This is a genomic window from Microcella pacifica (genome assembly GCF_009371975.2).
Taxonomy (GTDB): Bacteria; Actinomycetota; Actinomycetes; order Actinomycetales; family Microbacteriaceae; genus Microcella; species Microcella pacifica.
In genome coordinates this window covers 1-12,631 of record NZ_VIKT02000016.1, presented here as the reverse complement: position 1 = coordinate 12,631, position 12,631 = coordinate 1, and the positions used below count along the sequence as shown (strand labels likewise).

12 protein-coding genes are annotated in these 12,631 nt (G+C 71.1%); 3 read left to right on the top strand and 9 right to left on the bottom strand.

Going from position 1 to position 12,631, the window contains the following annotated elements:
* Together FK219_RS09665 and FK219_RS09660 are read right to left on the bottom strand one after the other, a co-directional pair.
* Nucleotides 1-715 (bottom strand): alpha/beta fold hydrolase (locus FK219_RS09665; RefSeq protein WP_210416810.1); only part of this gene is annotated, 715 nt, incomplete at its 3' end.
* Nucleotides 716-728: 13 nt separating this feature from the next.
* Nucleotides 729-1,862, bottom strand: a complete 1,134-nt coding sequence (locus FK219_RS09660) for an acyl-CoA dehydrogenase family protein (protein ID WP_152582563.1) — start codon at nt 1,860-1,862, stop codon at nt 729-731.
* A gap of 225 nt (nt 1,863-2,087) precedes the next feature.
* On the opposite strand from FK219_RS09660, the gene FK219_RS09655 reads away from it, so the two are divergent.
* Entirely contained in the window at nt 2,088-3,089 is a 1,002-nt protein-coding gene (locus tag FK219_RS09655; protein WP_152582562.1) for an ATP-binding cassette domain-containing protein, read from the top strand.
* A 50-nt stretch (nt 3,090-3,139) separates the two neighbouring features.
* Nucleotides 3,140-3,955: an ABC transporter permease gene (locus FK219_RS09650; RefSeq protein WP_268888681.1), complete on the top strand. Its 816-nt coding sequence runs from the start codon at nt 3,140-3,142 to the stop codon at nt 3,953-3,955.
* 120 nt (nt 3,956-4,075) lie between these two features.
* On the opposite strand, the gene FK219_RS09645 is transcribed toward FK219_RS09650, so the two are convergent.
* The 6 genes from FK219_RS09645 to ddaH all read right to left on the bottom strand — a co-directional run bounded on the left by FK219_RS09645 (nt 4,076) and on the right by ddaH (nt 11,557).
* On the bottom strand, nt 4,076-5,323 hold the full coding sequence (locus FK219_RS09645; protein ID WP_152582561.1) for a kynureninase: 1,248 nt from the start codon (nt 5,321-5,323) through the stop codon (nt 4,076-4,078).
* A gap of 80 nt (nt 5,324-5,403) precedes the next feature.
* A complete protein-coding gene (locus FK219_RS14165; RefSeq protein ID WP_152582560.1) occupies nt 5,404-6,486 on the bottom strand; it encodes an ABC transporter ATP-binding protein in 1,083 nt (360 codons plus the stop codon).
* A complete protein-coding gene (locus FK219_RS09635) occupies nt 6,483-8,063 on the bottom strand; it encodes an ABC transporter permease (protein ID WP_152582559.1) in 1,581 nt (526 codons plus the stop codon). Before FK219_RS09635 ends, FK219_RS14165 begins: the two co-directional genes overlap by 4 nt.
* 53 nt (nt 8,064-8,116) lie before the next feature.
* Complete coding sequence (locus FK219_RS09630; RefSeq protein WP_152582558.1) at nt 8,117-9,166, bottom strand: iron ABC transporter substrate-binding protein; 1,050 nt, start codon at nt 9,164-9,166, stop codon at nt 8,117-8,119.
* Nucleotides 9,167-9,455: 289 nt separating this feature from the next.
* Nucleotides 9,456-10,688 (bottom strand): ornithine--oxo-acid transaminase, encoded by a 1,233-nt coding sequence (rocD, locus tag FK219_RS09625; RefSeq protein WP_152582611.1) that lies wholly within the window; start codon nt 10,686-10,688, stop codon nt 9,456-9,458.
* Complete coding sequence (gene ddaH, locus FK219_RS09620; protein WP_407941908.1) at nt 10,688-11,557, bottom strand: dimethylargininase; 870 nt, start codon at nt 11,555-11,557, stop codon at nt 10,688-10,690. The genes rocD and ddaH overlap by 1 nt, the downstream gene beginning before the upstream one ends.
* Nucleotides 11,558-11,660: 103 nt before the next feature.
* On the opposite strand from ddaH, the gene FK219_RS14160 reads away from it, so the two are divergent.
* On the top strand, nt 11,661-12,098 hold the full coding sequence (locus tag FK219_RS14160) for an Lrp/AsnC family transcriptional regulator (protein ID WP_152582557.1): 438 nt from the start codon (nt 11,661-11,663) through the stop codon (nt 12,096-12,098).
* A 20-nt stretch (nt 12,099-12,118) separates the two neighbouring features.
* Here the strand turns inward: FK219_RS14160 and FK219_RS09610 are convergent, their stop codons facing one another.
* Nucleotides 12,119-12,274, bottom strand: coding sequence for a hypothetical protein (locus FK219_RS09610; protein ID WP_165638108.1), 156 nt, complete (start codon nt 12,272-12,274; stop codon nt 12,119-12,121).
* Nucleotides 12,275-12,631: the final 357 nt, after the last annotated feature.

Sequence of the window (12,631 nt, the reverse complement as noted above, 5' to 3'; positions counted from 1 at the left end):
TCCCCGCCGCGACCCGATCGTCGCTCCCGTGCAGCAGCAGCACCGGCGCCGTGATCGCTGCGAGGTCGACGCCCCACGGGGTGACGTAGGCGAGATCGTCGTCGATCATCCCGTCGAGGCCCTTCGCCACACCCGCCGCGGCGACCTCCGCGAGCCAGCCCCACGGCCCGGCGAGGGTCGCCCAGTCGCGCGCCGTGAAGTCGATCGGGGCATCGGCGCTCTCCTCCTCGTGGCGGCGCTTGCGATCCGCCCCCTCCTGCGCCGACCGCAGGGCCGCAGTGCTCGTCGGGCCCATGCCGTCGAACCAGTCGAGGCCGTCGGCGTCGAAGGGCGCGAGGCCCGCGACGCTCACGACCGCCGACACCCGATCGGTCAGCGTCGCCGCGCACGCGAGCCCGTGCGGTCCGCCGCCCGAGTGGCCCATGACCGCGAAGCTCTCGAGCTCGAGGGCATCGGCGAGCGCTGCGACATCGGCCGCGACCGAGCCGACGGTGCGGCCTGCGTGCCGAGTCGAGCCACCGTAGGCCGGGCGGTCGAACGACACCCAGCGCAGGCCGAGCTTCTTCGCTGCCCGCATGAGCGGCTCGGGCGGGTTGCCGGTGTTGGGCGTGCCGTGCTGCCAGAGGACCGGGTAGCGCTTCTGCGCGCCACTGTCGTAGACGTGCAGAGTGCGGCCGTCGGGAAGGTCGATGTCGCGCTCGCGCACGCGCGTCACCGCACCGTCCCCCTCACGGCAGCGGCCCCAGCAGGTCGGTCGCGACGGTCGCGTGCACGGCCTCCGTGTCGCTCGGATGGTAGATGCCCGCGAGCACATCGCGCTGCAGCCTGCTCAGCTCGGCCGTGGCGCGGTAGGCGCCGCCGCCGCTGATGCGCATCGCCTGGTCGACGACGTGCCGCGCAGTCTCGACGCTGCGGTGCTTGAGCCCCGCCAGGTCGCGGAACCACCGCGCACCTCGATCGACCCCGTGGTCGCGATCGTGCACGACCGCGTGCAGCTGCGGTGCGAGCGCATCGAGCGCGAGCGCAGCATCCGCGATGCGCCAGCGGATGTCGGGGTCGTGGGCCTGCGGGGCTCCGCCGGCTCTCATGCTCGTGCGTCGCTGCGCGCTCTCCACAGCGAGCTCGAGGGCGCGATCGGCGATGCCGGCATAGACGCTCGCGATGAGGGTGTGGAAGTTGGCGGCGATCGCGAGTGCGTACGCGTCGCCGCTGGGGCCGACGGGCAGAATGCGCGCGACCCGATCGTCGGTCACCACGGCCCCCTCGAGCCCTGTCGTGTGGCTCTGCGTCGCACGCATGCCGAGCGTGTTCCAATCGGGGGTGATCGTGATGCCGGGAGTCTCCCGCGTGAGGAAGCCGTGCACGATGCTCGGCTCCGAGCCGTCGGCGGGGTCATGCCGACCGAGCACCCCGAGGCGCGTCCACGCAGGCGAGAGCGTCGTGAAGATCTTGGTGCCCGTGAAAGCCCAGCCGCCCCCGTTGCCGTCGAGAGACACGCGCTCGACGCGCGTGAGCGAGTCGCTCATGACCCGGTCGTTGCCCGCCTCGCTGATCGCGAAGGCGAAGAGCTCGCCGCGCTCGCCGTCGTCGAGCACCCACTGCAGCGAGGGGTCGCCCGCGGCCGCGAGGTCGCGCGCGACCCCCATCCAGACGTGGTGCATCGTGAGCCCGAGAGCGGTGGCGGGTGCGTGAGCAGCGAGCAGGCGCTGATCGGCGGATGCTGCGCTCAGGCTGCGCGGCGCCAGATAGCCGGCCGCGCGCAGCTCGTCGAGATCCTCGGTGAAGAAGCCGTTCGCGGCGTCGTACCCGGGCGCCCGTTCGCCCACGCGCGCGAGCAGCTCGGGGTTCAGCGCGGAGGCCATGCCCCTCACGCTACCCCCACCCCTGGGCCAGATCTGGCGCGAAAGGGCGCTCGGCGCAGTGGATAGAGCCGATTCGGGGCGAGTCTGGGCACGAGTGCGTCGTGGCGACGCACATGCCGCACCGGCCCGCCCTCCCCATGGTGCGCCCTGCCGCCCTCGACTCCCTGCGCAGCCCCTGGCGAACGGGCCACCTGAGTGTCACCCGTGCGCACTAGCATCTCGCCCATGGCATTCATCGAGGCGAGGGATCTCGTCAAGACCTATTCCCCCAAGGGCGCCCCCGTCGTGCGGGCCCTCGACGGGCTCGACCTCGACGTGCCGCAGGGCACCGTCGCGGCCCTCCTCGGCCCCAACGGCGCCGGCAAGACCACCACCGTCAAGGTGCTCACAACGCTCATCAGGCCCGACTCGGGCACCGCGACGATCGACGGCGTCGACGTGCTCGGCGACCCGCAGGCCGTACGCCGCATGATCGGCGCGAGCGGTCAGTACGCCGCCGTCGACGAGAACCTCACGGGCTTCGAGAACCTCATGATGGTGGGGCAGCTCTACCACCTGGGCACGAAGGTCGCCCGGCAGCGGGCGAAGGAGCTCATCGAGCAGTTCGACCTCGTGGAGGCGCAGAATCGCCCGGTCAAGGGCTTCTCGGGAGGCATGCGCCGCCGCATCGACCTCGCAGGTGCGCTCGTCATCAAGCCCCCCGTGCTCTTCCTCGATGAGCCGACGACGGGTCTCGACCCGCGCAGCCGCATGGGCATGTGGGACGTCATCGAGACCCTCGTCGCCGACGGCACCACGGTGCTGCTCACGACCCAGTACCTCGAAGAGGCCGACCGCCTCGCCGACTCGATCTCGGTCATCGACAACGGCAGGGTCATCGCGAAGGGCACGGCCGACGAGCTCAAGGCCTCGGTGGGCGGCCAGCGCGTGGCGCTCACCCTCGTGAACGAGGCCGACGGCGAGGCAGTACGGTCGATCCTCGCCCAGCACGGCTCGGGCGAGCCCGTCGCCTCGGGCGGTGGGCGCACGTGGATCGTGCCCGTCGCAGACGGCGCTCCCGCCCTGAGCGCGATCGTCGCGGCGGTCGCGCAGGAGGGCATCTCCCTGCATGACGCGGGGATGCGCAGGCCCACGCTCGACGACGTGTTCCTGCAGCTCACCGGGCACGAAGCCGAGCACAGCCCCGATGAGACGAACAGGGACGAGACGACGGAGGACGCAGCGTGAGCACGATCAACCCGACGGTGACGGGCACCGCGCCCCGAGCATCCGGAACCTTGACGCCGGTGCCCGGCAACACCGTCACGAGGTTCCTCTCCGACGGCTGGGTGACCACGTGGCGCAACCTCATGAAGATCATCCGGGTGCCGGAGATCCTGCTGTTCAGCCTCATCCAGCCGATCATGTTCGTGCTGCTGTTCAACTATGTGTTCGGCGCCGCGATCGACATCCCCGGTGAGGGCTACACGTCGTTCCTCATGGCGGGCATCTTCGGCCAGACCGTCGTCTTCGGGTCGACTTACTCCGGGTCGGCGATGGCGCAAGACCTCAAAGACGGCATTATCGACCGGTTCCGCACGCTGCCCATGAACGGCGCCGCCGTTCTCGTGGGCCGCACCAACGGCGACCTCGTCATCAACGCGCTCTCCATGCTCGTCATGATGGGCACCGGGTTTCTCGTCGGCTGGCGCGTGACCTCCTCGCCGCTCGAGTTCCTCGCCGCCGTCGCCCTGTTGCTGCTGTTCGCCTACGCGTTCTCGTGGGTCATGGCGTTCCTCGGCCTCGCGGTGCGCAGCCCCGAGATCATCAACAACGCGTCCTTCCTCATCCTCTTCCCGCTCACGTTCGTCTCCAACGCCTTCGTGCCGAGCGAGAACCTGCCCACGCCGCTGCGCGTCTTCGCCGAGTGGAACCCCGTCTCGGCCCTCGTTCAGTCGGCCCGCGAACTGTTCGGCAACGTTCCCCCCGGCACGCCCGTCGGCGACGCGTGGACCGCGCAAAACCCCATCGCGACCGTGCTGCTCGGCATCGCCGTGATGCTGCTCATCTTCGTGCCGCTCTCCATCAAGAGGTTCAACTCGCTCTCGCGGTAGGACGGCCGACGACGACTGTGCTCCCTCGTCGCAACTGTGCTCGGCAGATCGGGCACAGTTGCCACGGAACGGCACACTTGCGGCTCGACTGGGCTCGGCCAAGCTCGGTGCGCGGCGGCGCTACGCGAGGGCGCAAGCCAGGGCGCGGATGCCGCGCTCGACCTCCGCGAACGAGGTGCTGAGCGGCGACAGCCCGATACGTACACCGCTCGGGTGGCGGAAGTCGGGGATGACGCCCTCGGCCCAGAGCGACTCCACGGCGCGGGCCGCGTTAGGGTGATCGATCGTGACGTGCCCGCCGCGGCGCGCCTCCTCGCGCGGGCTCGCGAGCTCGGCCTCGGGGATGAGCTCCTCCACCAGCGACAGCGCGAACCCGGTCAGCAGGACCGACTTGGCGCGGATAGCGCGGATGCCCATCGACCCTGTGCCCACCGACTCGATCTCGTCGAGCATGTCGCTCAGCGCCACCATCCCCAGGATCGGGTGCGTGCCGCTCACGAGCCGACGGATGCCCTCAGCCGGCGCGTACGGCTCGGTCATGGCGAAAGGCTCCTGCGCCCCGAGCCAGCCCGGAATCGGGTTGCGCAGCTCACCCTGATGCCGCGCGGCGACATAGGCCCAGGCCGGGGCGCCAGGGCCTCCGTTCAAGTACTTGTACGAGCATCCAACTGCCATGTCGACGCCCCAGGCGTCGAGCTCGAGCGGCACCGAGCCGACCGCGTGCGAGCAATCCCACAGCATGAGCGCGCCCGAGCGCTGCACGACGCCCGTCGCCGCGGGCATGTCGGCCCACCACGCGCTGCGGTAGGCGACACCGCTGAACAGCGCGGCGATCGTGCGGTCGCTCACTGCGTCGGCCGCGAGCTCGGGCGTGATGCCGGCGTCGCGCGGAGCTTCCACCCACCGCACCGTGAGCGCGTGGTCCTCGGCGAGGCGGTCGACGATGTAGCGGTCGGTCGGGAACTCGTCGCGCAGCACGACCAGCTCGTCACGGCCGGGCCGGGCCGCGATCGCGGCGCGCAGCAGCTTGAAGATGAGCACCGTCGTCGACTCGGCCACGATCGTCTGGCCGGATGCTGCGCCCAAGCAGGCCGCCCCGATGCGGTCGCCCAGCCGCTCTGCCTGGGTGAGCCAGCCCTCGTCCCACGCCCGGATCAGTCGCCCGCCCCACTGCGTGCGCACCACCTCGGGCAGGGTCTCGAGCGTGCGCGACAACGGGCGCCCGAGCGAGTTGCCGTCGAGGTACGCGACGAGGTCGTCGCCCGGCACGAAGCGCTCGACGTACTCGGCCAAAGGATCGGCGGCGTCGAGCTCGGCAGCGAGGTCACTCGGCACGCTGTCCCGGTCACTCGGCACGCGGTTGCTCATGCGCCGAGCCTACCCACGCCCACCTTGAGCCAGATCTGACGCGAATGGGCACTTGGCGCTGGGCCAAGCGCCCATGTGCGTCAGATCTGCGCGGGTAGCGGGGTCGCGGGGAAGGCCAGGCCGGGGCGCTGCACGGCCAGGCGCACCTCGTCGCCCACGTGCGGCAGCTCGACCGCGGCCATGCGCATGCGCACCGTGGGGCCACCGACGACGTCGCAGCTCAGCATCGCGTCGTGGCCCGCGTACGAGATGGCCGCGACGCGGGCGTCCGCACCGGCGGCCGCGTGGGCGAGCAGCTCGGGGCGAGGCACGATCCACTCGGGGCGCAGCATGAGCCGCACACGGTCGCCGTCGGCGGGCGCGAACCCGACCGCGGTGGCCTCGACGGCGCCGAGCGCGCACGTCACGCGACCCCCGCGCCACAGCCCGTCGAGCTCGACCACATCGCCCACGAAGGAGGCGACCCAGTCGGAGGCGGGGTGCTGGTAGATCTGCTCGGGGGTTCCGAACTGCTCGAGCCGGCCATCCCGCAGCACCGCCACCTTGTCGGCCAGGGTGAGCGCCTCCTCCTGATCGTGCGTCACGAGCAGCGAGGTCGTGCCCTGGGCGCGCAGCAGCTCGGCGACCTCGCGGCGCAGGCCGACGCGCAGCTGGGTGTCGAGGGCTGCGAAAGGCTCGTCGAGCAGCAGCAGCTCCGGGCGGGGCGCGAGGGCCCGCGCGAGCGCGACCCGCTGAGCCTGCCCGCCGGAGAGTTGATTCGGGGCGCGGCCGGTGAGGTCGCCGAGCCCCACGAGCTCGGCGAGCTCGGCGATGCGCGTAGCGCGACCCATCGCGCCACCGCGACCGCGCGGCACCGCGAACCCGATGTTGTCGGCCACCGAGAGGTGGGGGAAGAGCGAGGCCTCCTGCGGCACCCAGCCGATGCCGCGCTTCTCGGCCGGCACCGTGCGGCCCGGTCGGGAGAGCTCGCGCTCCCCGATGCGGATCGACCCCGCCCCGATGGGCAGCAGGCCCGCGATCGCGAGCAGCAGGGTCGTCTTGCCGCAGCCGCTCGGCCCGAGCACCGCCACGAGGTCGCCCGAGTCGATGCGCACCGAGACGTCGTGAATCGCGAGCGTCGACCCGTGGGTCACGCTCACCCCGTCGATGACGAGATCGCTCACAGCTCCTCCTTGGCGACGGTGCGCACCCCCGAGAGGATGACCGCCGGAACAGCGGCCAGCAGCACGAGCATCGCGGCGTACGGTGCGGCAGCCCCGTACTCGACGATCACGGTGCGGTTCCACAGTTCCGTGGCGAGCGTCGACACCCCCGTGGGGCGCAGCAGCAGCGTCGCCGGCAATTCTTTCATGGTCGCGATGGCCACGAGCAGGGCGCCGATGCCGACACTCGGCAGGGCGAGCGGCACGGTCACGCGCCACCACGCGCGCAACGGCGAATCGCCGAGCGTGCGGGCGACCGCGACGAGGCGCGGCGGAACGTCTCCAAGCCCGGCCCGCATCGTGCTGATCGCCTTCGGCGCGAACAGCACGGCGTACGCGAAGACGAGCACGACGACGCTCTGGTAGAGCACCGGAACGACCGCGAGGGCGAAGAACACGAGCGACAGCCCGACGACGATGCCGGGCAGCGCGTGGCCGAGGTAGCTCACCGACTCGAGCGCCGACACGAGCCGCCCGCGGTAGCGGCTCGCGAGCGCCGCGACGGGCAGCGCGAGCAGCACGGCGAGCAGCGCCGCACCGACGGCGACTCCCACGGTCGCGCCGACCGCTCCGAGCAGGCGTGCCACGTCGAGCTCGCGCAACGTCTGCGCCTCGAGCAAGCGCGCGAGCAGCCCGAGCAGGGGAACCGCGACACCGACGGCGGGGGCCGCGGCGACGACGGGCAGCAGGGCCACGAGCATCCCGCGCCGGATCGTTCGCGGGGCGACCGCGCGCGCCGCCTGCCTCGGCAGCTGGCCGCGCGCACTGCGCTCCCCCACGACGACGAGGAGGGCGAGCACGACCAGCAGCAGCGCGAGCACCGCCGCCTGCGCGCGATCGAAGCTCGCCGCGTACGCCTGGTTGATGCCCCACGTGAGGGTCGGGAACCGCATCATCGCGACGAGCCCGAAATCGCTCAGCGAGTACAGCGCGACGAGCAGCGAGCCGGCGATCGCGGCGGGGCGCACCTGCGGCCACGTCGCGACGAGGAAGGCGCGCACGGGCCCGCGGCCGAGGGTGCGCGCGACGCCCTCGAGGTCTCCGGATGCTCCGCGCAGCGCCGCCGCGACCGGCAGCGTCACGTACGGAACCGTGACCGCCATGAGCAGGATCCAGCTCGGTACGAAGCCGTTGATCGCGGGCAGCGTGACCAGCCACCCGTAACCGGCGAGGTAGGAGGGCACCGCGAGAGGCAACGACGAGACGAGCAGCCAGGCGCGCGGGAAGGGCACGCGCAGTCTGCTCAGCACGACCGCCGTCCCCGTACCCAGCACGAGCGCGCTGAGCGTCACGGCGGCCGCGAGCCCCAGCGAGTTCGCCGCGTACTCGAGCACGCGCGGCCGGGCGAGCACGTCGAGCATCGCCTCGAAGCCGCCCCCGGTGGCCCGCACCACGAGGTACACGAGCGGGATGGCGGCTGCCGCCGCCGCCACCCCCGCCGCGACGACGAGCAGCCCCGGCGGCCGACCCGGTGCCGCCGGAGCGGTCACGGGCGCGGGCCGCCGGGGCGGCTCGACTGCCTCCGGCGCGATGATCATGCGTCTAGTGCATCACCCTCGGCTGAAGATGCGGGTCAGTGAGAGCCTCGGCACTAGATGAGGCCGTACTCGGCGAGCAGCTGCTGCGTCGTCGACAGGTCGTCGAGGTCGCTCAGGTCGAGTGCGGGGTTGACGAGCGAGTCGAGCGCGGGCAGGCCTTCGGGCGCGTCGACACCGGGCAGCAGCGGGTACTCGAAGGTCTGCTCGACGAAGTAGGTCTGCGCCTCCTCCGAGACGAGGAAGCGCACGAACTCGAGGGCGTCGGCGTCCTGCGCCGCGGCGCTGAGGATGCCCGCACCGGTGACGTTGACGATCGAGCCGGCGTCGCCCGCCGCGAGGAACTTCAGCTGCGCACGCATGTTCTCGGCGCCGACCTCGGCGGCCTGACGGAACCAGTAGTAGTGGTTGATGAGCCCGACGTCGAGGGTGCCCTCGTTCACGGCCGTGAGCGTCGCGGTGTTGTTCTCGAAGATCTGCAGGTCGTTGCCGGCGAGCGCCTCGACCCACTCCTCGGCGGCCTGCTCGCCCTCGATGACGCGCAGCGCCGTGACGAAGGACTGGAAGCTCGCGTTGCCCGGCGGCAGGCCGAGCCGGCCGGCCCACTCGGGCTCGACGTACTCGGCGACCGTGTCGGGCAGGTCGTCCGCCGTGAGCTCGTCGCCGTCGTAGACGACGACGCGGGCCCGGCCGGTGACGCCGACCCAGCTGTCGTCGGTGGAGGTGAAGCCCGCGGGCACAGCGTCGGCGATGTCGTCGGGCAGGGTCGCGAAGAGTCCGGCCTGGCTGAGGGCGCCGAGCGCTCCGGCATCCTGCGAGAGGAAGACCTGGGCGGGGGTCGCCTCGCCCTCTTCGAGCAGCAGCGCGCCGAGCTCGGCGGTGTTGCCGTAGCGCACGTCGACCTCGATGCCCGACTGCTCCTCGAAGAGGTCGATGAGCGGCTGGATGAGCTCCTCGTCGCGGCCCGAGTAGAGCGTGAAGGCACCGTCGGCGGTCGGCTCTCCGCCGGGCTCGGCCGGCTCCGTGCCGGGGTTGGCGGCGCAGCCGGCGAGCAGGGCGGCGCTCGCGGCGAGGGCGAGCAGGGAGAAGGAACGCGATGAGCGCATGGGGATGAAACTCCAGAGAGTGCGAAGGGAAACGGGACTCGGCGACGCTGCCAGAAGTTAGGTTAGGCTAACTTCACCCTCGGCGCCACTCCACGCCGAGTCTCACGCCCAACTCACCGTTTCGTGCCAGATCTGGCGCGAAAGGGCGCTTGCCGTGGCGGATAGACCCCGTTTGCGGCAAGTCTAGGCCCCTCGAGCACGCGGCGCGAGCACGCGGGGCGAGGCGCGAGGACGTGCGAGCTCCGTGGGGCACATGCACACGGCGACGGATGCGCGGCTCGCGCACCCCTCACGCGAACTCGGCGAGCACCGCCTCGAGCTGGTCGAGACCCCAATCGAGGTCCTCCTTCGACACGACGATGGGCGGCGCGAGCCGGATCGTCGAGCCGTGCGTGTCCTTCGCGAGCACGCCCCGCGCGAGCAGCGCCTCGCACACCTGGCGCCCGGTCGCGAGCGACGGGTCGATGTCGATGCCGGCCCACAGCCCGGCGCCGCGCACCGCGAGAACGCCGCGGCCGATGAGCGCCTCGAGCCGTGCGTGCAGGTGCTCGCCGAGCACGCGCGAGCGCTCCTGCATCTCCCCGGTCTCGAGCAGCGTCACGACGGCGTGGCCGACGGCGGCGGCAAGCGGGTTGCCGCCGAACGTGGATCCGTGCTCGCCCGGGTGCAGCACGCCGATGACGTCGCCGCGCCCGATGACCGCGCTCACGGGGACGATGCCGCCGCCGAGCGCCTTGCCGAGCACGTACAGGTCGGGGATGACCCCGGTGTTGTCGCACTGGAACGTCGCACCCGTGCGGCCGAGGCCCGACTGGATCTCGTCGGCGATCATGAGCACGTTGTGCTCCGCGGTGATGCGGCGCATGCTCGGCAGGTAGTCGGCCGGCGGCACGACGACGCCCGCCTCGCCCTGAATGGGCTCTACGAGAACCGCGACCGTGTTGTCGGTGATGGCCTCCTCGAGAGCGGCCGCATCCCCGTAGGGAACCGCCACGAAGCCGGGCGTGAACGGCGCGAACCCGTCGCGGGAGGTCGGGTCGTCGGAGAAGCTCACGATCGTCGTCGTGCGGCCGTGGAAGTTGCCGCTCATGACGATGATCTCGGCGGCGCCCTCGGGCACGCCCTTGACGCGGTATCCCCACGCGCGCGCGAGCTTGATCGCCGACTCGACGGCTTCGGCTCCCGTGTTCATGGGCAGCACGCGGTCGACCCCGGCCAGTCGCGCGAGCGCTTCGGCGAACGGACCGAGGCGGTCGTTGTGGAAGGCGCGGCTCGTGAGCGTGATGCGCTCGAGCTGGTCGCGGGCGGCCGCCAGAAGATCGGGATGACCGTGGCCGAAGTTCACCGCCGAATAGGCCGCAAGGCAGTCGAGGTAGCGCTTGCCGTTCACGTCGGTGACCCAGGCGCCCTCGCCCCGCTCCACGACGACGGGCAGGGGGTGGTAGTTGTGGGCGAGCCGCTCGTCCTCGATCGCGATGAGCGCCTCGCCGGCGTCGTGGGCGGTGGTCGTGGTGGGGGTCATCATCGTCGCAGCTCCAAGGTGCAGCACTTCACGCCGCCGCCCCCGAGCAGCAGCTCGCTGAGGTCGACGCCGATGGGTTCGTAGCCGCGCTCGCGCAGCTGTCGGTCGAAGTCGGTGGCGCGGCTCGCGATGACGACGTGCAGGCCGTCGCTGAAGGAGTTGAGGCCGAGCACGGCCGCGTCCTCTTCGGTCGCGATGATCGCGTCGGGGTAGCGCTCGCGCAGAATCGCCTGCGAGGCCTCGTCGAAGGCCTTCGGCAGGTAGGCGATGTTCGCCTGCTGACCCGGCGCCGGGTCGGGGTCGAGCACGGCGATCGCCGTGTCGAGGTGGTAGAACTCGGGGTCGACGAGGGTCAGGCTGACGACGTCGCGGCCGACCGTCTCGGCGAGTTCGCGGTGGCTCGCGGTCGAGGTGCGAAAGCCGGTGCCGGCGAGGATGACGTCGCCGACGAGCAGCATGTCGCCCTCGCCCTCGTTGACTTCGGCCGCCGCGTGCGGGGTGAAGCCCTGCTCGGCGAGCCACGCCAGGTAGGCGGGGCCTTCGGCCGCGCGCTCGTCGTAGGTGAACTTGGCGCCGTAGGCGATGCCGTCGAGGGTGAAGCCGCCGTTGGCCGAGTAGACCATGTCGGGTAGCCCCTCGATGGGGTCGATGAGGTGCACCTCGAACCCGAGCTCGATGTAGATCGCGTACAGGCGCTCCCACTGCTCGACGGCGAGGGTCGTGTTGGTGGGGTTCTCGGGGAACATCCACGGGTTGATCCGGTAGCTCACCGTGAAATAGTCGGGGCGGCACATGAGCACGGTGCGCGTGCTGGCCGTGCGGGCGGGCGTGCGCGCCGCAGCGGGGTCGTTCGTCGGGGTCAGAGTCACCCGTCCAGTGTCACACGCAACCGAACGGCGCTGTCAATCGCTGAGCGCAACTTTTCTGCATCATCTTGTCGCTCCACGCAGCTAGTCGCCGTACTCTGGGGGTGTGGACGCCATCGACTACCGCATCATCGACCAGTTGCGCCAGAACGCCCGCGCAGGCTACGGCGACATCGGGGACGTCGTCGGGCTCTCGGCCTCCGCAGTTAAACGCCGCGTCGACAAGCTCGTCGCCGACAAGGTGATCCGCGCCTTCACGGTGCAGGTCGACCCTGCTGTCGACGGGCTCGCCGTCGAGGCGTATGTGGAGCTCTTCTGCCGCGGCACGGTCGCGCCGGACGAGTTGAGGCGCATCCTCTCGACCGTGCCCGAGGTGATCGATGCCGGCACCGTGACGGGCGAGGCTGACGCGATCGTGCGCATCCGCTCGCGTGACATTCAGAGCCTCGAGGATGCCCTGGAGCGGGTTCGCGTGGCCCCCAACGTCGACCACACCCGCAGCGCGATCATCCTCTCGAGGCTCGTCGACCGCGTGCAGGACTGACGCCCCCGGGAAGGTACGTCTCAGTAGCGATCGTCGATGGCGGCCATGAAGTCTTCGAAGTGGCTGTACCAGACCGAGTGCTCGGCGCCGGGAATGTCGCGCACCTCGATGCCGCGCCGTCGGAGGTCTTCGGCGATGTCGTCCGTGATGTAGTCGCTCGGGCTGGGCCGCACCATGAGAGAGCGTGGTGGCGCGCTGGGTGTCCAGTCTCCGCCCTCCGAGACCGCCAGGGCAACGGCCGATTCGACATCGAACTGCTCTGCAGCACGAGACTCCACCTCGATGTCGCGCTCTGAGTAGAAGGGTCGTCGCTCTCGCAGTCCGTCGGCCGTTCGGGCCGCCTTACTGCGCGCATATTCGGTGCGCACCACACTGGGATCCCACCCGCCGCGCTTGGTGAAGGGCGAATCGATGAAGACGGCACTCTCCGGGGCTAGACGATATGGGTCTTCGGTCCGGTTCTTGAGGCTGGGGCCTCGATTCGCGTAATCGTGGGTTGCCAGCCTGTGGGGGCTGGCCTATCCACCAGGCGA